Source organism: uncultured Mailhella sp. (assembly GCF_944324615.1).
In the GTDB taxonomy this organism is placed as follows: domain Bacteria; phylum Desulfobacterota; class Desulfovibrionia; order Desulfovibrionales; family Desulfovibrionaceae; genus Mailhella.
Genome location: NZ_CALUWY010000017.1, coordinates 13,341 through 32,202, shown reverse-complemented (window position 1 = coordinate 32,202; position 18,862 = coordinate 13,341). Strand labels below are relative to the sequence as shown.

Genomic DNA, 18,862 nt, shown 5'->3' with positions numbered 1-18,862 from the left:
ATCAGTATGATCTTTTTCATATTCACCTTCCCGGCGAAAGACGTGGAGAAGATATATGAATAACAAATGATTATAAAAGGTTAAAGAGTAAAAACAGCGTCTTTTTTACGTTTTTTTTTTACCTTGACGCATTCCGCCCCGCTTCGGAAAAGCATGATATATCTTATTGTTTTTATTATTTTTATTTTTTCCTGCATAATTTGGAACGATATTTGCATGGCTCTTCTCATCCATCCGGACAACTTCTTCCGCGCATACTTTACTGGGAGGAATGCGTATGCCTAGTATCGGACCGTTGAAAATGAAGCATGTTGCAGCAGTCCTTGCCGTCATGCTTTCCATCTTTCAAGTCGTCTTTACCGGCGGCTTTGCCATCATGGACAGCCATCTTTTAAGAGCCATACACCTGTCTACCGTCATGGCGCTTATTTTCATGTATTTTCCCGGATACCGTGAAGAGGATTCCGCGCTCAAGAAAAACCTTCTTACCATTATTAATATTATTCTCGTCGTCCTGGCCTTCAGTTCGGCGTACTATGTGTTTACCAATCTGGAAACACTCCAGATGCGTATGCGCTACCTGGATGAAGTAACACAGCAGGATATGATATACGGCGTCATTGCCGTTCTTCTGGTGCTGGAAACCACGCGCCGCACCTCGGGCTGGTCGCTGGTGCTCATCGCCTGCGTCTTCATCGTCTATGCCCTGTTCGGCAACGCCGCGCCCTTCCCCGAAGCGCTCAGGCACTCGGGTGTTTCCTTCGACGCGCTCGTCGAGCAGCTTTTCATGATCACCGACGGCATCTACGGCGTGCCCGTGGCCGTTTCCTCCACCATGATCTTCGCCTTCGTCATGTTCGGCGCCTTTCTGCATGTGAGCGGCATGAGCAGCGTGTTCATGGATCTGGCCTGCCTGCTCACCCGCAAATCCAAAGGCGGCCCTGCCAAGGTGGCCATTTTCGCCTCCGCCCTGTTCGGTACCATTTCCGGTTCCGCCCCGGCCAACGTGTACGGCACGGGCACCTTCACCATTCCGCTCATGAAGCGCGTGGGCTATGCCCCCGCCTTTGCGGGCGCCGTGGAAGCCGTGGCCTCCACCGGCGGCCAGATCATGCCTCCCATCATGGGTGCGGCCGCCTTCATCATGGCCGACCTCACGGGTACGGGTTACATCCAGGTGGCCAAGGCCGCCCTGCTCCCCGCCATTCTGTACTACCTCTCCCTGTGGACCATGATCCACTTCGAGGCCGTGCGAAACAACCTCGGCACGCTCCCCAAGGATCAGATTCCCGACAGCCGGCAGGTCATCGCCAGACTGTACTACCTGCTGCCCATCTTCGGGCTGATCATCGCCATGGTACTCGGCCGCAGCGTCATTTCCTGCGCCTTCATCGCAACCCTCGCCATCATTGTGCTTTCCTTCTTCCGCGCCGAAACCCGCATGACGCCCGCCAGACTCTGGCAGGCTCTGGAAATGTCCGCGAAAAACTGCCTCATGATCACCTCCTGCTGCGCCTGCGCGGGCATCATCATAGGCGTCATCGCCATCACGGGCATCGGCTTCACCTTCATCAGCGCCATCACCGATCTTGCCGGGAACAACCTCTTCCTGCTCATGATCATGCTCACCCTGACCAGCATCGTGCTGGGCATGGGCGTCCCCACCACCCCGGCCTACGTCATCGTGGCCACGCTGGGCGCTCCCGCCCTCATCAAGGCCGGCGTGCCTGCCCTGGCTTCCCACATGTTCGTGTTCTACTACGCCATCCTGTCCGTCATCACTCCTCCGGTCTGCATGGCAGCCTTTGCCGGAGCCTCCATTGCCGAGGCCAATGCCATGAAAACCGGCCTGCTCTCCTCCAAGCTGGGCATCGTGGCCTTCATCATCCCCTTCATGTTCGTGTACGAACCGGCGCTTCTGCTTTCCGGTTCCCTGCCTGAAACCACCCTCGCCTGCGTTTCCGCCATCATAGGCGTCATCGCCCTTGCCGGCGGCATGCAGCAGTGGTTCATCACCCTCGCCAACCGTTTTGAGCAGCTTCTTCTGCTCATCGGCGGCCTTTCCCTCATCTACCCCGGTCTCATCACCGATATGATCGGCGCATGCTGCATCGTTTCCGTCGTGTTCATGCAGCTCATGAGGAAAAAGCGTCTCTCCGCCCTGTCCTGAACCATCAACCCTCTTTGAAAGGAGCATTTCCATGATCATCGACTGCCGACTCAGACCTCCGGCGCGCGGTTTCCTCAACCTCAGCCTCTTCCGCGACACGGAACGCACCAAACGCATGAGCCGCTGCTTCGGCATGCCGCAGGCTCCCTCCACGGCACAGCGCTCCACCGAGCTGCTGCTCAAGGAAATGGACTCTGCAGGCATCACCATGGGCGTCGTCCCCGGCCGCCGCGCCTACCCCTTCCTGGGCGGCGTATCCAATGAAGACATCGTGGCCATCATGAACGACTATCCCGGCCGCTTCCTCGGCGTGGCCGGCATCGACCCGACCAACCGGCAGGAAGCCCTGGACGAAATCGACACCTACGTCAAGAACGGCCCCCTGGTCGGCGTGGGCATGGAACCCGGCCTTCTTCCCACCCCCATGTACCCCAACGACCGCCGCATCTACCCCATCTATGAAAAGCTGGAAGCCGAAGGCATTCCTCTGCTGCTCATGGCCGGCGGCGGCAACGGCCCGGATCTCAGCTACGGCTTCCCGGCCATTCTCGACCAGATCGCCGCTGACTTCCCCAAGATGACCATCATCAACACCCACGGCGGCTACCCCTATGTGACCGAAGTGCTGTTCGTCGCCTACAAGCGCCCGAACATCTACATCTGCCCGGACATGTACCTGTTCAACTTCCCCGGCTGGCAGGACTACGTCACCGCCGCCAACGGCTTCCTGCAGGACCGCTTCCTGTTCGGCACGGCCTATCCCTTCATTCCGCTGGAAGAAGGCGTGGCCCACTTCAAGAACATGCCCTTCAAGCCCGAAGTGCTGCCCAAGCTGCTCTATAAGAACATCGCCACCGCTCTGAAACTGGATCTTCCTGAAAACCTCTAGTCACGGAGTTTTCCGCATGATGCTCAAAAAACTCGCGCTGCTGGCCGTGATGGCCGTTCTGGCCCTCCCCTCCCCCTCTCAGGCCGCGAACGAAAAAATCAAGATTCTCTCCGGCCCCACCTCGGGAGCCTGGTATGTCGGCATGGGCGCCGTGGCAAAAGCCATCAACAAGCAGTTCCCCGACATCGACGTCAACCTTCTGCCCGGCGGCGGCCTTTCCAACCCCGGCCGTCTCTCCAAGGGTGAAGGCGAACTCTCCATCGGCACCCATTCCATCATGGTTTCCGCCGCCAAGGGTCTTGATCCCTTCAGAAAGCCCGTGACCGGCGTGAGCTCCATCTTCAACCTGAACGATGTCTCCCGCCTGCACATCATAGGCATCGGGAAAAACGCTCCCAAATCCCTGGAAAGCATGATCAAGAACAAGCAGCCCGTGCACATGGTCGTCGGCCCCATGGGCAGCGGCACGGAACTGTGGGTGCGCTGGATGCTCTCCTGCTACGGCGTCACCTACAAGGACATCCAGTCCTGGGGCGGCAAGGTCATCACCAACAACTTCGACGATGCCGCCGACATGGCCAAGGACGGCAACGTGGACCTGCTCTTCTGGCTTGGACCCGGTGAAATCTGGTTTGTGGTGGAACTGAGCAAGAACACCACCCTGAACTGGATTCCCGTCAGCGACGAGCTCTTCCAGAAGATGCACGAAACCTACGGCGTGCAGAAGACGGAAATCCCCTCCACCATGTTCAGCGGCGTGGTCGGAAAAAACGTTCCCGCGCTCTGCGACGCTGCGGAACTGCTCGTGCGCTCCAACCTGTCGGAAGATCTGGTCTACCGCATGACCAAGGCCATTGTTGAAGGCCGCGAAGACATCGGTACCGCCAACGCCGGCTGGAAGACCATGGCTCCGGAGACCGGTCCGCAGAACCTCGCCTTCCCCCTGCATCCCGGCGCCGCCAAGTACTATAAGGAAATCGGCGTGCTCAAGTAGTCTCTTTTGCCGGGGAGCCTTTCCAAAAGCTCCCCGGCGCCTCTTTCCTCCTTCGCCCTGTTCCGGGCAGGCGGTTTTCCCCCGTACCGCTTCCGCCGGAAAAAGGCACACTCCTGACGGAAACGGCGGCTTCTTCCCGAAGCCGCCGTTTCTTTGTCTACCAGCCGCCGCCGAGGGCCACGCATACCTGAGCGATGGCGGAAAGCTGCGACGCACGGCGCGCGGCAAGGTTCATCTGCGCGGAATACAGCGTGCGCTCCGCCTCCAGCACGTCCAGATAGGGGGAATAGCCCGCCGCATAGCGCGCCCTTGCCAGTTCCGCCGCCTTTTCCATGCGCGCGGAAACAAGGACAAGGCTCTTCACGCTCTCTTCCATGCCGCGCTGTGCGGCAAGGCTGGAACGTATGTCGGAAAAGGCCTGCTGCACCGCTTTCTCATAGGCGGCCTGCGCGGCATGCAGCGAGGCCTCGGCCTGCCTGACACCGCTCAGAGTCCGGCCGAAGGTCAGCAGGGGAAGCGAGGCGCTCCCCCCGTAGCTCCAGGTGCCGGCCGGACCGGTGAAAAGACTGTTCAGCGCCGTGCTTGCCGCGCCCAGGCCCGCCGTCAGGCTTATGGAAGGGAAAAAGGCGGCCCGCGCCTCACCCACCTGAAAATGGGCGGCGCGGAGCGCGGCCTCCGCCGAGAGTATGTCCGGCCGCCGGTTCAGAAGCTCCGACGGAAGCCCCGCAGGCAGCTGCGGCTGTGCGGAAAGCGCCTCAAGGCGGGCCTTTCCCTCCGGGCGGGCGGAAAAAATCCGCTCAGGCGATGCACCCGTGAGAAGCAGAAGCGCGCCTTGCGCCTGCTCAAGGCCCGTTTTCACCTGCGCCAGACTGTCCTTCAGGCTGTCCACCTGCGCACGGACATTCAGCATATCCAGTTCGCTGATAGCTCCGGCGGCGTACTGCTTCTCATAAAGCGCGGCGGAGCGTTCCCGCGAGGCAAGGGTGTTCTCGGAAAGTTCCTTCTGCGCGGCATAGTTCAGCATGTCGAAATAGGCGGAACAGACCTGCCCGGCCACGGAAAGTTCCAGCGCCCGCCGGGCCTCTTCGGCGGAAAGGAGATTCTCCTTTGCGGCGGAGGCGGCGTTCCGGTAACGCCCCCAGATATCCACCTCCCATGAGCCCTGCACCGTGCCGGACCAGAGCGACCCCACGCGCGGGGGCACGGAAGAAGTCCCTCCCGGACGTCCTTCGAGGGCCCCCACTCTCTGTTCCAGAAGGCCCAGTTCCTCCATGACGCCGTATGTGGCGGAGGCATCCCGGCTCGACTGGCTGCGCTCGCCGCTGCCCTGTGCGGAAAACTGGGGAAAAAGCCCTGCTCTCGCCATGCCGAGGGAGGCGCGCGCCGCCTCCACCCGGGCAAGGCTCTGCTCTAGGTCGCGGTTGCGGGCAAGGGCCATGTCCACAAGTTCATTCAGCGTTTCATCCTGAAAACGCCGCCACCACTGCCGCGAAAGCGTCTCCTGCCCGGAAGAAGTCTCTTCGCCCCACGAGGAGGGAAGCTCCTGCTCCGGCCTGTGATATTCCGGCGCAAAGGAACAGCCCGACACAACCAGCGCCGCCACAAGTCCCGCTACGACCTGTTTCATGATGTCTCCTCCCTGCGCGATGCACCGGAAAAACGTTCCGAAATCCGCATGACCTGCACGAAGAAGCACGGCACCAGCAGCGGAGCCAGCACCGTGGCCGCCAGCATGCCCCACACCACGCTCACACCGATGGATACGCGGCTTGCCGCCCCTGCTCCGGTACTGAAGGCCAGGGGCAGACAACCGAGAATAAAGGCTATGGAGGTCATGATGATGGGGCGGAAACGCAGCTTTGCGGCCTCCACGGCGGCCTCTTCCAGCGTTCTGCCCTGCGCGCGCAGTTCCACGGCGAACTCGATGATGAGAATGGCGTTCTTGCAGGCCAGCCCCAGCAGCGTGATGATGGCCACCTGCGTGTAGATGTCGTTGGCAAGGCCTGTGAACCAGTTGCCGAAAATGGCCCCGAACACCGCAAAGGGCACGGCGGAAAGCACGGCCACGGGCAGGCTCCAGCGTTCGTACTGCGCCGCCAGAATAAGGAATATCATGAGCACGCTGAGTCCCAGCACGGTGAAATCCGTGCCTCCGGTTTCCACTTCCTGATAGGTCACGCCGGACCAGGCATAACTGTAGCCCTGCGGCAGAGAGGAGGCCGCCTCCTCCAGCGCGGCGATGGCCTGCCCGGAACTTGCCCCCTGTGCGGGACTGCCCGTGATCTTGGCAGACAGCAGCCCGTTGAAATGGGAAACATTGTCCGGCCCGCCGCTCGTTCTGACGGTCACCAGGGAGGTGAGCGGTATCTGAGCGCCTCCGGGAGCGGACACATACAGGGACCGCATGCTGTCGGGCAGTCTCCGGTAGGCCTCGTCCGCCTGCATCATCACCTTGAAGGTGCGTCCGTACAGGTTGAAGTCGTTGATGTAGGTGGAACCCAGCGTGGCCCCCAGCATGTTGAACACTTCCGCACAGTCCACGCCGGACATCACGGCCTTTTCCCTGTCGAGTTCCACAAAAAGCCGGGGAGAGGCCACGCTGAAGGAACTGCTCACCCGGGAAAGTTCGGGCCTTTTCGAGGCTTCGGCCGCAAAGCGCGCGGCCGTCCGGGCAAGTTCCGCAGGCGTGCCCGAAGTGGTCTGAATTTCCATCTCAAACCCGCCGGTATTGCTCATGCCCATGATGGGGGGCGGGTTGAAGGGCAGAATCACGCCCCGGCTGTCCGCAAGGCCCAGGGCGTAGATGCGCCGCAGCGTCTCTTCCAGACTGAGCCCCTCCTTTTCCCTTTCCTCCCAGGGCCTGAGCTGGATGAACAGCGTTCCCATGCCCGTGTTCAGCGTGCTGTTGATGAGGTCATACCCTGCAAGGCTGAGCACATGAGCCACGGCGGGCAGTTCGCGCACCTTCCGGCTCACCTCGCCGACAAGCTGGCGCGTCCTCGGCAGGGCCGAACCTTCGGGCAGGGCGATGGTGCACATGAGTGAACCCTGATCCTCTTCCGGCACCAGCGTGGTGGGCACGCGGGTGAAAAGTTCCAGCGTGACGGCGGAGAGCACCAGCAGCACAAGGAAGGAAAGCACGCCGTGCCGCAGAAAGAAGCCTACCAGACGGACGAAGCCTCCGGTCACGGCGTCGAAAAAGCGGTTGAACCAGCGGAAAGGCGCCCACGGCTCCCGTTTTTTCTTTCTCAGAAGCTGCAGGCACAGGGCCGGAGTGAGGGTAAGGGCCACCACGCCGGAAATGACCACGGCCATGGCGATGGTCACGGCGAACTGGCGGTACATCACCCCGGCAAGCCCGCCGAGAAAGCCCACGGGAATGAACACGCTGCACAGCACAAGCACAATGGCGATGACGGCGGAGGTCACCTCGTTCATGGCCACGGCCGTGGCTCCGGCCACGTCGAGCCCCTCGTCGTGCAGCACGCGCTCCACGTTTTCCAGCACCACGATGGCGTCGTCCACCACCATGCCTATGGCCAGAACCAGCGCAAACAGCGTGAGGGTATTGATGGAAAAATCCAGCAGGTACACCCCGGCGAAGGTGCCCACCAGAGCGATGGGCACGGCAAGGCAGGGAATGAGCGTGGCCCTCCAGTCCTGAAGGAAGAGATAGACCACGGCAAACACGAGCAGCATGGCCTCCACCAGGGTACGCACCACCTCCTCCACGGAAAGCCGCACGAAAATGGTGGTGTCGTAGGGCACCATGTAGCTCATGCCCGCAGGGAAGAACTTCGCCTGCTCCTGCATGTAGGCGGCCACCCGGCCTGCGGTATCCAGAGCATTGCTCCCCGGCGCGAGGAAGATGGCCAGGGGAATGGCGGTGGCCCCGTCGATGGCGCAGGCGAAATTGTAGCTTTCCGCCCCGAGTTCCACGCGGCCCACATCGCGCAGGCGCAGCACGCCCCCTTCCGGCGAGGCCCGGAGGATGATGTCGCCGAACTCTTCGGCGGTGACGAGGCGTCCCCTGGATTCCAGCTGCCAGGTCATGGAAAGCGCGTCCGAACCGGGCTGACTGCCCACACTGCCCAGAGAATACTGGGCGTTCTGGTCATTCACCGCCTGCGCTATGTCGCTGGTGCTTATGCCGAGCTGCGCCATGCGCGGAGGATCGAGCCAGATGCGCATGGCATGGTCGCGGCTGCCCAGTATCTGGGCCTGCCCCACGCCGGGCACGCGCTTGAGCCCGTCCAGCAGGTTCACCAGCGCGTAATTGCTGAGGTAGGTGGCGTCGAAGGCTCCGTCCCGGGAATAAAGCGCCACGATTTCCAGAATGGCGGGAGAAAAGGTGTCCACCGTCACGCCGTACTGCCGCACGATTTCCGGCAGCATGGGCACGGCGGCCTGCACCCTGTTGTTCACGTTCACCTGCGCCATGTCGGGGTCGGTGCCCACGGCGAAGGTCACGGAAATCTGCATGGCGCCGCTGGAGGAGCTGACGGAACTCATGTAGATCATGTCCGACACGCCGTTGATCTGCTCCTCAATGGGTGTGGCCACCGTCTGCGCGATGACCTCGGGGCTGGCCCCGGGATACTGCGCGCTCACCGATATGGTGGGCGGAATGAGGTCGGGGTACTGGGCTATGGGAAGCTCGCGTATGGACAGTATGCCCGCAAGCACGATGAACAGGGAAAGCACCATGGAAAGGACGGGCCTTTTCAGAAAGAAACCCGGCCGGGCAGAGGGCTGCACGCCCTTGCCGGAAATGACGCCGTTGTCGTGTCTGGCCGCATCACTCATGGTACGTCTCCGGGGATGGAGACACGGGCGCAGGGGCCGCTTCCACGCCTCTGCCCGTCACGGGGTTCGAGGAATCCGGCGTGTCCAGTGAATCCGGCATCAGCTCCTGCCGCAGCAGCTTCGGCGCCGTCTTCCCGCCCGGCGTCACCTTGTTCTGTCCCTGCACCACCACCTTCTGTCCGGCTTCCAGCCCCTTTTCCACCAGAAAAAAGCTCCCGAAGGCGGGGCCTGTCGTCACGGGAACAAAGGACGCCCTGTTCTCTTCATCCAGCACGCAGACTTCCGGCCCGCGCTCCGTCTGCATGAGGGCCTCCTGCGGAAGCATGAGCGCACTCACAAGCCTGGCTCCGCCCACGCGCACAATAGCGAACTGCCCGGGCATGAGCGTGCCGTCGGGGTTGGGAAAGCGGGCCTTGGCGCGTACCGCGCTTGTGGAGGATTCCACCTGCGTATCCAGAAAGACCACCACCCCCTGCCTGCCGTATTCCACCCCTTCCATGAGACGCAGTTCCGCCACCGATCCCTTGCCGTAGCTCACGGCCCTGCCGCCGGCCTCCATCTCGCGCATGGTGAAAAGCTCCACCCCGGGCACGGAAAACTGCACATCCATGGGATCCGTCTGATTGATGAAGGTGAGCGTGCTCTCCGGCGTGACCAGAGAACCCACGGTAGTGACCTCCCGGCTGGTATAGCCGGCAAGGGGCGCCTCCACCGTGCAGTAGCCGAGGCGTATGCGGGCATCCTCCACGGCGGCCCGTGCCGACGCCGTCTGCGCCTGCGCACCCCGGAAGGCGGCATACGCGCTGTCGTACTGCTGGCGGCTCACGGCGTTTTCTCCGGCAAGCCTGCGGATACGCTCATATTCCTTCCGCGCGTTCTCAAGGGTGCTCACGGCCTGGGAAAGCTGTCCCTGCGCCTGTTCCAGCGCCGCCCTGTAGGGCGCGTCGTCTATGGCAAACAGGGGCGCGCCCTTTTCCACCCGGGCGCCTTCCTCAAAAAGACGTTTTTCCAGTATGCCCGTCACCTGCGGCCTTACCGCCGCGGCATGACTGCCCTCGGTCTGCCCCATGAAAGTGGCGTGCAGGGGCACATCCATGCGCACAAGCTCCACCGCCGTCACCACGGGCGGCGGAGCTTCCGTTTCCCCGGTCTTTTTCTCCCTGTCCTCACAGGCCGCAAGAACAAGGCACAGCACCGCCGCTGCCGTCACGCGCAACATAGTCATGAGCCTTCCTCCTCATCGTGAACGTCCGCCCGGGAAAGGCCGGGATGGCTTTGTCCGGAAAACAGGAAGAGGCGCAGGGAGCCTTGTTCCGCTTTTCCGGTACGGCTCCGCCACAATCGCGCATTGACAAAAAAGCCGGCAAACGTAGATTATGACGGACTCCCTTCCTTTTTAATACGGCGATGAAACGCGCGTCCATGAGGTTCTGTATGAGTCCGTTTATTCTTCGAGGTTTCCTTATCGGCAGCTCCGTCGGCATCTTCGCCGTGCTTCTCGGCTTCGTGAACACGGCGGAAGGCATCGTGTTCGGCTCCACCATGGGGCTGCTTGCGGGGCTCACCTCCGCCAGGCTTCATGAAAAAAGAATGAAGGACAAGGACAGGAAGTAACGCGGCGCCTCTCCGAAAAGGCCCGGAAAAATCTTCCGGCAGGGCATGAAAAAAGAGCGGCTTTTCAAAAAACCGCTCTCCTTATCCGTCGAAGATGTTCCGGCCCCCTTGCGGGAAGCTATGCCCTGCGCTTGGCGCAGAAGTTCAGCCGCTGGGAAAGAAAGACCAGTGCCCGCCGGAAGGAAGGCTCGTCGCCTGCAAGGGCCTGAGGGCGCGGCAGCTGTATGACGAGACGGCCGTGCACGCGCTCCTCGCAGAAGGGGAAGAGCGACCGGGGCATGGACAGAATGTCGCGGGTATCGGAGCCGAAAAGCAGCAGCACTCTGGGGTTCAGCAGCTTCACCCCCGACCAGAACAGCGCGGCCCCGTTTTCCTCTCCGGGCAGATTGCAGGGCCAGAACACATGGGTTCCGCCGGGATGCCTGAGCTCCATGAGCATGCGCACAATGACCTTCCGGCGATCCTCGTCGGGCACGCCGGTGAGGTCTTCCCCAAGGCCGAAGTACGTCCAGAGCACCAGCGGACGCGGCGGCAGAGGACGGCGGTTTTTAAGTGCAAGCCAGCTTTCGGGCCAGCTCTCCACAGGCAGCGCCCCGGGCGTGACGAGAAGATCCGCACCGCAGGCCTGCGCGGCAGGCCGGGCTGCAGGCCTCGCTGCAGCGGGCATACGGGCGGCGGGAGCGGGACTCTTCTGCGGCGCCGCAGTTTTTCCGGCAGGCACCCTGCTCTGTCCTTCCCTGACTTCCTGCACGGCGGAAGGCGCTCCGCTTCTCTGCAACGGCGCCCCGCCCCCGGCGGGAACGGAAGGCGCAGCCTTCTCCTCCGGCCTGCGCCGCAGTTCAAGAACGCGCTCCTCGCTTTCCAGAAGCAGCGCGGAAAGCCCGGCCTTGATCCACGGGCGCGTTATGACGGACGACCCCATCATGCGGACAGCGAGCGCACCCAGTCGATGATCTTCCAGGCCACCTGCGGCTTGGGCATATCGGGCCAGACTTCGTCGCGGCCCTGGGTATCGGCCACATACACGCGGTTGGCCGCGCGGCCGAAGCCGTCGGAAATACGGTTGCCCACAATCATGTCTGCGCCCTTGCTGGCAAGCTTGTGATGCACGGCAAGCCCCAGCGCGTCCATGTCGGGCGCGCTTTCGGCGGCAAAGCCCACAATGACCTGCCCTTCGGAGCGCTCTTCGGCCAGAGTGCGGAGAATATCGGCATTGGGCAGAAAATTCAGACTGAACCCGTCCGCAGCCCTGTCCTTCTTGAACTTGCCCGGGCCGTGCGGTTCCGGGCTGAAATCCGCCACTGCAGCGGTGAACACGCCCACATCCGCGCTCTTCCACAGTTCGCGGGCCTTTTCCAGCATCTGCCGGGCGCTTGTCACGTCATGACGGTGGAAGGCGGCATCGTCGGGCATCCACACATCCACAGGACCGCACACGGCATGCACCTCAGCGCCGCGCAGCCATGCCGCCACGGCAATGGAGGCACCCATGACGCCCGTGGAAGCGTTGGTCCAGAAACGCACGTCGTCCCATGCCTCGCGGGTGGGCCCCAGGGTGAGCATGACGGACCGGCCTTCCATGTCCTGCGGCGTAAGGGCCTTCAGCCCGGCAAGGTAGATCATGCGAAGATCGGCCAGTCTGCCCTGTCCTTCGTCATGGCAGGCGACCACGCCGCTGTCCGGCCCCACGAAAAGAAAGCCCCTCTCGCGCAGAATATCCACATTGGCCTGCGTGGCGGGGTTGCGCCACATGCGCGGGTTCATGGCCGGGGCCAGCACCACCGGTCCGTCGAAGGCGAGAGCCTGGGCCGAGAGCATATCGTCGGCTCTGCCCTGGGCCAGACGGGCCAGCATGTCCGCCGTGGCGGGAGCAATGACCATGGCATGGGCGATCTGCCCGGGTTCCAGATGTTCGAAGGGGGCTTCGCCGCTGAACATGTCGCCGTACACGGGCGAGGCTCCGAGGGCCTCGAAGGTGAGCGGTGTGATGAACCTGCGCGCCGCGGCCGTGAGCGTGGCGCTTACTCCCGCCCCGGTATCCTGCCAGCGGTGCACGAGTTCGGCCACGCGGAAGGCGGCCACGGAACCGCACACGCCAAGATGAATTCTCTTATCCGCAAAACGCTTGAACAGCAGATGCTTTTCCATGCCGCAACCCTGAAAAAATGAAGATGGCAGACAAAAATGCTCCTGCAGGGAGGCCCGGCAGGAAACGGAAGTCCCGGAAACACAAAAACGCCGCGCCGCCAGCGCTCAAAAAAGCGCCTTCACCGCCGCCTTCCGGCCCGGGAAGGCCCCGGGCCTGCCAGAAAAAGCATGTTTCTCCCGGCAGACCCGGCTTCCTGCATTACTCGGAAAGTTTGGTCACCTGGCCGGAAGACACGTCGGTATAGGAAGAGGCGGGAGCGCCGGAGAAGCCGGAGCCGGAACCGGAATAGGAGGGAACGGCTCCGCTGTTGTGCATTTCAGGCACGAGACTCAGGATGTCCACGTTCACGCCGTTGACCACCCACACGTCCATGGAGGTGTTCACCACGCCTTCGCGGTAGAAAATGGCCGCATAGTGAGGGGACTTCTCATAAAGCTGCACGGAGCGCACGCCCACGCTGGAACCGCGCAGCTGCCAGCCCTGGCGGGCCATGTTCTGCATCATGATATTGGCAAGAGAGGTCCCGTCCACACGGCCGCTGAAGGATTCCAGACCGAACTTGCTCCCGTCGGGGGCCACGGTCACCAGCGTTTCGGAGGGAATGGTGCTCATGGGCGCGGGAATGGGTACGTCGCGGAACTGGGAAATATAGGTCTCCGTGATGCTGGGCTGTTCAAAGGGATTGCTGATGGAAGGCATGCTGGAACAGCCGGCGAGCATCAGGGCCGCGGCCAGTCCTGCGAACATCGTGCGGGCTTTCATGAAAACACCTCCGAAGGGGGAAGATACTTGCGTGAAATCATATGCTACAGGCCGGAAAAGACATTTCCAGCTCGTATCCATCGCTACCCTATGCTAAAAAGGTAGGATGTGCAAACGCCTTTCCCCCTCTGCTGCGGAGGATCAGCAGCCTCCGCCGCCACCTCCACCGCCGCCGCTTCCCGCTCCTCCGCCGCCTCCGCCGAAGGAGCTTGAGGAGGAGGCCGAGGAAGCGCTTTCCGAGGCGGAGGACGCGCTTGCCGCCGCGTCGGAAGAAAAGGCCCCGGCCACGGCGGGCGTCAGCACCTGAGCGCCGGACACGGAAGAAAGCACGGAGGAAAAATGCGCTCCCCAGGCCTCTTCCAGTCCCAGAGCCACGGCATAGGGCAGAAGCTCGCTGTAATGCTCAAGGGTGCGTTCGGGAGGGTTGAGCGCATGCATCGACGGACTCTCCGCCATGCGCATGTAGAGCGCCAGTCCCTCCACGGCATCGAGCATGGCGCGCGCCTCCTTCGTGGGGGCATCCATGATGAAGGAAAAAAACAGCGGTATGAGCAGCGCGAGGGCGGCAAGGCCCGTTTCCAGAGGCGTGAAGTACTCGAAGACTCCCCTGCCGGTCTTGAAGATGAAAAAGCCCATGAAGGCAAGGGCGCACGCCTGAAAAAGCAGCGAAAACACAAAAGCTCCGCGCCTGCCCGAACGCAGGAGGGACGCAGACGCCCGGGGCAGACGCCGGAAAAGGAAAAAGAGAAAGAGCACCGGCATGAGCACGCCCATGAAGCCTTCGGGCATGACGCCCCCCGTCATGCAGCCGGTCACGGCCGCAAGCGAGAGTATGGTCAGCACCATACCGATAAACATCCATACCGAACCGAAAAGGCCCGTCAGAGCGCCGCCCCCGGCCCCCTTCCACAGCTTTCCGTAATCCTGCCTGAGCTGTGTGGTCATGGCCCGGCGCATGGAGGAGAAAAGCTTTCCGTGTTCCCTGTCCACCGGCACGTTCTCCTTCAGCAGGTCCAGAATCCGGTTTTCCTCGGCATGGGGAGAGCGTCCCCTGCCGGGCCGCAGCACAAAGCCTTCCCGGGCATTTCCTTCTATGGCGCAGCAGCCCCGGCCCGCCAGAGAAATGACCGCCGCACCGAAACAGGCGGAGGTCACCTCGGTCTTGTGAAAGAGAAAGCCCGCCGCCGCAGGGGAAAGGAGCCTTTCCTCCCCGTGCTTTCCGAAGCGCACCCGCGGAGCATGAAAAAGCGGCACGATGACGCCTTTTTCCGGGTCCCTGCCGGTGAAAAACCATGCAAGGAAAAAATAGCCCAGAAGCACGGCATCCAGAATGCCGAAAAGCAGCGCTCCGGACGGGGAAGCGGCGCGTGGATCCGGAACGACGAAGCCCTTCCCCCAGCCCGCCGCCACGGTGAATTCCTCGCCGGGCTGAACGGCGCGCCGGGTTTCAAAACGCATGACAAGGCGGCCGTCTCTGGTTTCGTGCGTCATGAGCACGGGAGACTCTCTGCTTCCCGTACGGCCCAGCCAGGCCAGCTGATCGAAAAAAGGCGCGCCCGGAGGGCAGATCACCGTGCAGGAGGCCCTGTCTATGGGCGCTTCCCAGCCTGATCCGGTGACGTTCCAGGTGAGTTCGTCGTTGTTTTCAAATAGTCCCGTCTGCCCGGTCATGCGGTAGGCAAGAAAAAACTCATGCCTGCCGGGCTCAAGCACCGCTTTTCTGTCGCGCTCATACACGCGCACCAGGGACGGGGAGCGGCTTATGTCGTCCACGGGAAGGGAGCGGCCGTCCAGACGCACGGCAAGCACCTCCATGGAGGCGCGTCCCTGCTCCTTCCAGCGCGTCACCACGGGAATGTCGCGGAATATGCCGTGAAAGACGCCCTGAGCGGGAATATCCACGCTCAGCGTCTCCTGCACCAGAATGTCGCCGTTTCCGGCAACCTCCACAAGGGCGTCGAACTGCCGCACATGAACAGGGCCGGCCAGACATCCGGCCGCCATGAGCAGCCAGAGCGCAAGCGCCAGGAAATACCGCTTCATCTCTCCTCCCGGCATGCTCCGGCATGCCTTTCCGTCCGGTACGAAAAAGGGGAAGAAGCGACGCTTCTCCCCCTCCTGAACATGCTTCCGGTCACGCGGAACAGAACGTCATCTATCCGGCGCTCCGGATGCAACGACGCTTTCCCTGCAGGCTATCCGGGATAGCCCCGGGGCGCTTCCGCCTCTTTTTCGCTGGAAAGCTCGAAATATTCCATGGGTTCAAAGCCGAAACGCCCGGCCACGAGATTGCCGGGGAACTGCATGATGCGGTTGTTCTGCTCGCGCACGGTGCCGTTGTAATAGCGCCGGGCCATCTGAATATCGTTTTCCAGCTCGGCAAGGGTGCGCTGAAGATGCAGAAAGTTTTCGCTGGCCTTGAGCTCGGGATAGGCTTCCGCCACGGCCATGAGGCGGCCGAGGGCAAGGGAAAGGCCCTTTTCCGCCTCGCCCACGTCATGGGCGCTGCCGCCGGAAACCTTCATGCCCTGCTCCCGCGCGCCGGCCACGGCGTCGAGCACGTCCTTCTCATGGCGGGCATAGCCCTGAACCGCGCTTATGAGCAGCGGCACAAGATCATGCCTGCGCCGCAGCTGCACGTTGATGCCGCTCCACGCCTCTTCCGCCAGATTGCGGCCGCGCACCATGGCGTTGTGAAGAAGAATGAGCGCCAGCACCAGAGCCAGCGCAATGACGGCGACGACAACGGCGGTCATCATGCGGGATCCTCCTTCCCTGCCGTTTCCGGCGACTGCGTCTGAAACGGCCAGTCGGCCATTTCAAACGGCACGGTCTGCTTCATGCCCTGCAGAAGCTCGAAAAGCTCCTCTCTCTGATGGGGAGAAAAAAGCAGCTTGAACAGGGCCTTCTTCGGGTCGAGCACCGTAAGCATGGCAAGGTGCCCGCCCCCGCCTTCCAGAAGATAACGAAAAAGACCCGTATCACCTGGAGCAATACGGATCAGCAGCATCTGTGATGCGCCGGCGGCGGGAAGCCGTACGGGCTTTCGCCGCCTTGCGCCGCCCGGGCGGAAATTCCGCTCGGAGTGGCACTCCTCCGGTGTGGGGGAGTCGAAGGCGGACATTCTACTTCATGCGGTAGGTAATACGGCCGCGGGTGAGATCGTAGGGCGAAAGCTCCACCTTCACACGGTCGCCGGGCAAAATGCGGATGTAGAATTTACGCATCTTCCCGGAAATATGGGAAAGCACTTCATGGCCGTTTTCCAGCTTCACGCGGAACATGGCATTGGGAAGGGCTTCTTCCACGATGCCGTCCACTTCTATGGCGTCTTCTTTAGGCATGGTTCCTCCAAAAAAACTATCGAGACACCTTCCCCGAATATGCCGCCGCTGTCAAGAAAAACTCGGCCCCGGAGCCCGCTTTCCCCGCCGTTGCCCATCTTTTTCTTCTTCCTTATACTCTGCTTCGCACCAAAATCCTCTTCTTCCTCAAACAGTCTGCGTCGCAATGACACCGCTTCATCCGATATTCCACCGTCACGCCCTCCGCGCCGTCCTTGCCCTTGCCGGGGCATGCGCGCTGCTCTTTTCCCCTCCCGCACTTTCCGACGGCATGCCCGGCCCGGGGCTGTGGGCCCGTCTCACGGGGGCGGGGCTTCTTCTCTGCGCCGTGCTTTTCCCCGGTCCCGGGCAGAAGCCTGCCCATGCCCCGGCCGCCGTCCGCCCCTGCCTCGGACTTGTCTTCTCCTCCCTGCTCTGGATCATGCTGCTTCTGCCCGCAGGCTGGATGGCGGCCACCCTGCTTTCCGGCTTCTGCGCCATGAAAAGCGCGGGCTGTTCTTTAAAGGAAAGTCTGCTCATTCCCGCCCTGCTGTGCCTTGTGCTTGAGGCGGGCATGGTTCACCTTCTGCAATGGCCCATGCCGGAAGGCTTCCTGTGGACCATGCTTTCAGGAGCCTGACATGGACGTTTCCGCCGTCGATCCTTCCCTTGCTTCCCAGGCGTGGGCCGCGCTCTGCGCGTTTCCGCTCTCCCCCTCGCTGTGGCTTCTGGTGTTCATCGGCGTCTTTGCCGGCATGGCCGTGGGCGTTCTGCCGGGCTTCGGGCCGCCGGCGGCCATGGCCCTGCTCTTTCCGCTGGTCTATACCCTCGATCCTCTGCCCGGCATTTCCCTGCTGGCGGGCATCTTCTACGGGGCCAAATACGGCGGGGCCGTCACCTCCATACTCATGGGCATTCCCGGAGAGGCCGACGCCGTGGCCACCCTTTTTGAAGGACGCCCCCTGGCCCTTGCCGGAAAGGCGAAACAGGCCCTTGCCGCCGCAACCCTCGCCTCCTTCACGGGGGGCACCCTCGCCTGCCTCGGCATGGCGCTGCTTGCCCCCGCGCTCTCCAGAGCCGCCCTTTTCTTCGGGCCGTCGGGACGCGCGGCCGTCATGGCGGGCGCGCTCGCCCTTGTCGCCTTCACAAGTCCCGGCGGGGCAAGGCGCAACCTCTGCATGATCTTCCTCGGCCTTGCCCTCGCCCTGCCCGGCATGGACCCCGTGTACGGCACCGCGCGCCTCACCTTCGGTTCCCCCCTGCTTTCCGGAGGGGTGGAACTCACCGCCCTTCTGCTCGGCCTCTTCGGCCTGGGCGATCTGCTGAACGCGCTTCTCCAGCCCGAAAGACGGGGACCGGAACAGGAGGCCCCTGCCGCTCCTCCCCTGCGCCGCCTCTCCGCCGCCATGGCGGCCCTGCGCGGCACCCTGCTCGGCTTTCTCACAGGGCTTGTTCCCTGCGGGGCGGGCGTGACCGCAAGCTTTGCCTCCCACGCGCTGGAAAAGCGCCTGAGCCGTCACCCGGAAGACTTCGGCCGCGGCGCCTGGGAAGGCCTTGCCGGGCCGGAAGCCTCCAACAACGCCGCAGCCATGGCCTCGTTTGCCCCGCTGCTGCTGCTCGGCCTGCCCACCAACCCCATCATGGCGGCCCTGCTCGGCGCACTCACCGTCATGGGCGTGGTGCCCGGCCCCTCCCTGCCGCAGGAACAGCCCGATTTCTATCAGGGATTCTTCTTCTGCCTCATCATCGGCAATATGCTGCTGCTCGCCATGGGCCTCGGCCTTGCCGGTTTCTGGGCCCGCCTCGCCCGCCTGCCCTTCCGCCTGCTCTGGCCCGTCATCCTCCTGCTCTGCCTCACCGGTTCCTATGTGGGGGCCGACGGCCTTGCCGGCCCGGTGCAGTGCCTCGCTTTCGGCCTGCTCGCCGTTTTTCTCAAAAGGCAGGGCTGTTCCCCCGCGCCGCTGGTGCTCGCCTTCGTGCTCGGCCCGCGCCTGGAAACGCACCTTCTTCAGACGCTGTTTTCCTACTGGTAGTCTCCCCGCAGCGCCATGCCACAATTCCGGCATTCCTTTCCTGGGACTGATTGAATGCTCAATGAACATCATCTTGTAAAAATTTTATAAATATGGCAGGTTAGATAAACATTTCAAAATCT

Annotated in this window: 16 protein-coding genes; 6 read left to right on the top strand and 10 right to left on the bottom strand. The window is 62.4% G+C overall.

The genetic code is table 11. The annotated features are described in order from the left end of the window. The first annotated feature begins 277 nt into the window (after nt 1-277). The 3 genes from Q0K07_RS05760 to Q0K07_RS05750 are packed head-to-tail and all read left to right on the top strand — an operon-like array spanning nt 278 to nt 4,053. Nucleotides 278-2,170, top strand: a complete 1,893-nt coding sequence (locus Q0K07_RS05760; protein ID WP_294557621.1) for a TRAP transporter permease — start codon at nt 278-280, stop codon at nt 2,168-2,170. Between the two features lie 31 nt (nt 2,171-2,201). Continuing rightward, nucleotides 2,202-3,059: an amidohydrolase family protein gene (locus Q0K07_RS05755; protein WP_294557619.1), complete on the top strand. Its 858-nt coding sequence runs from the start codon at nt 2,202-2,204 to the stop codon at nt 3,057-3,059. A gap of 16 nt (nt 3,060-3,075) precedes the next feature. Further along, nucleotides 3,076-4,053, top strand: coding sequence for a TAXI family TRAP transporter solute-binding subunit (locus Q0K07_RS05750; protein WP_294557617.1), 978 nt, complete (start codon nt 3,076-3,078; stop codon nt 4,051-4,053). 157 nt (nt 4,054-4,210) lie between these two features. Here the strand turns inward: Q0K07_RS05750 and Q0K07_RS05745 are convergent, their stop codons facing one another. The 3 genes from Q0K07_RS05745 to Q0K07_RS05735 are packed head-to-tail and all read right to left on the bottom strand — an operon-like array spanning nt 4,211 to nt 10,084. After that, complete coding sequence (locus tag Q0K07_RS05745) at nt 4,211-5,680, bottom strand: efflux transporter outer membrane subunit (RefSeq protein ID WP_294557614.1); 1,470 nt, start codon at nt 5,678-5,680, stop codon at nt 4,211-4,213. After that, nucleotides 5,677-8,859, bottom strand: coding sequence for an efflux RND transporter permease subunit (locus tag Q0K07_RS05740; protein ID WP_294557611.1), 3,183 nt, complete (start codon nt 8,857-8,859; stop codon nt 5,677-5,679). Before Q0K07_RS05740 ends, Q0K07_RS05745 begins: the two co-directional genes overlap by 4 nt. Beyond that, on the bottom strand, nt 8,852-10,084 hold the full coding sequence (locus Q0K07_RS05735; protein ID WP_294557608.1) for an efflux RND transporter periplasmic adaptor subunit: 1,233 nt from the start codon (nt 10,082-10,084) through the stop codon (nt 8,852-8,854). The genes Q0K07_RS05740 and Q0K07_RS05735 overlap by 8 nt, the downstream gene beginning before the upstream one ends. A gap of 209 nt (nt 10,085-10,293) precedes the next feature. Here Q0K07_RS05735 and Q0K07_RS05730 point away from each other — a divergent pair, with 209 nt between their 5' ends. After that, nucleotides 10,294-10,473 (top strand): hypothetical protein, encoded by a 180-nt coding sequence (locus Q0K07_RS05730; protein WP_294557605.1) that lies wholly within the window; start codon nt 10,294-10,296, stop codon nt 10,471-10,473. 118 nt (nt 10,474-10,591) lie between these two features. Here Q0K07_RS05730 and Q0K07_RS05725 read toward each other — a convergent pair whose 3' ends face one another. The 7 genes from Q0K07_RS05725 to infA form a co-directional block, all read right to left on the bottom strand. Then, nucleotides 10,592-11,398: a hypothetical protein gene (locus tag Q0K07_RS05725; RefSeq protein ID WP_294557602.1), complete on the bottom strand. Its 807-nt coding sequence runs from the start codon at nt 11,396-11,398 to the stop codon at nt 10,592-10,594. Continuing rightward, on the bottom strand, nt 11,395-12,621 hold the full coding sequence (gene coaBC / locus Q0K07_RS05720; protein WP_294557600.1) for a bifunctional phosphopantothenoylcysteine decarboxylase/phosphopantothenate--cysteine ligase CoaBC: 1,227 nt from the start codon (nt 12,619-12,621) through the stop codon (nt 11,395-11,397). The genes Q0K07_RS05725 and coaBC overlap by 4 nt, the downstream gene beginning before the upstream one ends. 199 nt (nt 12,622-12,820) lie before the next feature. Further along, the gene (locus Q0K07_RS05715; RefSeq protein ID WP_294557598.1) at nt 12,821-13,384 is read right to left on the bottom strand and encodes a hypothetical protein; all 564 of its coding nucleotides are present in this window, start codon (nt 13,382-13,384) and stop codon (nt 12,821-12,823) included. Between the two features lie 141 nt (nt 13,385-13,525). Continuing rightward, a complete protein-coding gene (locus tag Q0K07_RS05710; protein WP_294557595.1) occupies nt 13,526-15,427 on the bottom strand; it encodes a DUF2207 domain-containing protein in 1,902 nt (633 codons plus the stop codon). A 152-nt stretch (nt 15,428-15,579) separates the two neighbouring features. Further along, nucleotides 15,580-16,143, bottom strand: coding sequence for a LemA family protein (locus tag Q0K07_RS05705; protein WP_294557592.1), 564 nt, complete (start codon nt 16,141-16,143; stop codon nt 15,580-15,582). Continuing rightward, complete coding sequence (locus tag Q0K07_RS05700; RefSeq protein WP_294557590.1) at nt 16,140-16,394, bottom strand: DUF4911 domain-containing protein; 255 nt, start codon at nt 16,392-16,394, stop codon at nt 16,140-16,142. Before Q0K07_RS05700 ends, Q0K07_RS05705 begins: the two co-directional genes overlap by 4 nt. 115 nt (nt 16,395-16,509) lie before the next feature. Further along, nucleotides 16,510-16,728 (bottom strand): translation initiation factor IF-1, encoded by a 219-nt coding sequence (gene infA / locus Q0K07_RS05695; RefSeq protein ID WP_077071795.1) that lies wholly within the window; start codon nt 16,726-16,728, stop codon nt 16,510-16,512. 166 nt (nt 16,729-16,894) lie between these two features. Here infA and Q0K07_RS05690 point away from each other — a divergent pair, with 166 nt between their 5' ends. Both Q0K07_RS05690 and Q0K07_RS05685 read left to right on the top strand, forming a co-directional pair. Next, nucleotides 16,895-17,347 carry a hypothetical protein gene (locus tag Q0K07_RS05690; RefSeq protein ID WP_294557587.1) on the top strand — a complete coding sequence of 151 codons (453 nt, stop codon included), beginning with the start codon at nt 16,895-16,897 and terminating at the stop codon, nt 17,345-17,347. Between the two features lies 1 nt (nt 17,348). Continuing rightward, on the top strand, nt 17,349-18,740 hold the full coding sequence (locus tag Q0K07_RS05685) for a tripartite tricarboxylate transporter permease (RefSeq protein WP_294557584.1): 1,392 nt from the start codon (nt 17,349-17,351) through the stop codon (nt 18,738-18,740). Nucleotides 18,741-18,862 lie beyond the last annotated feature (122 nt).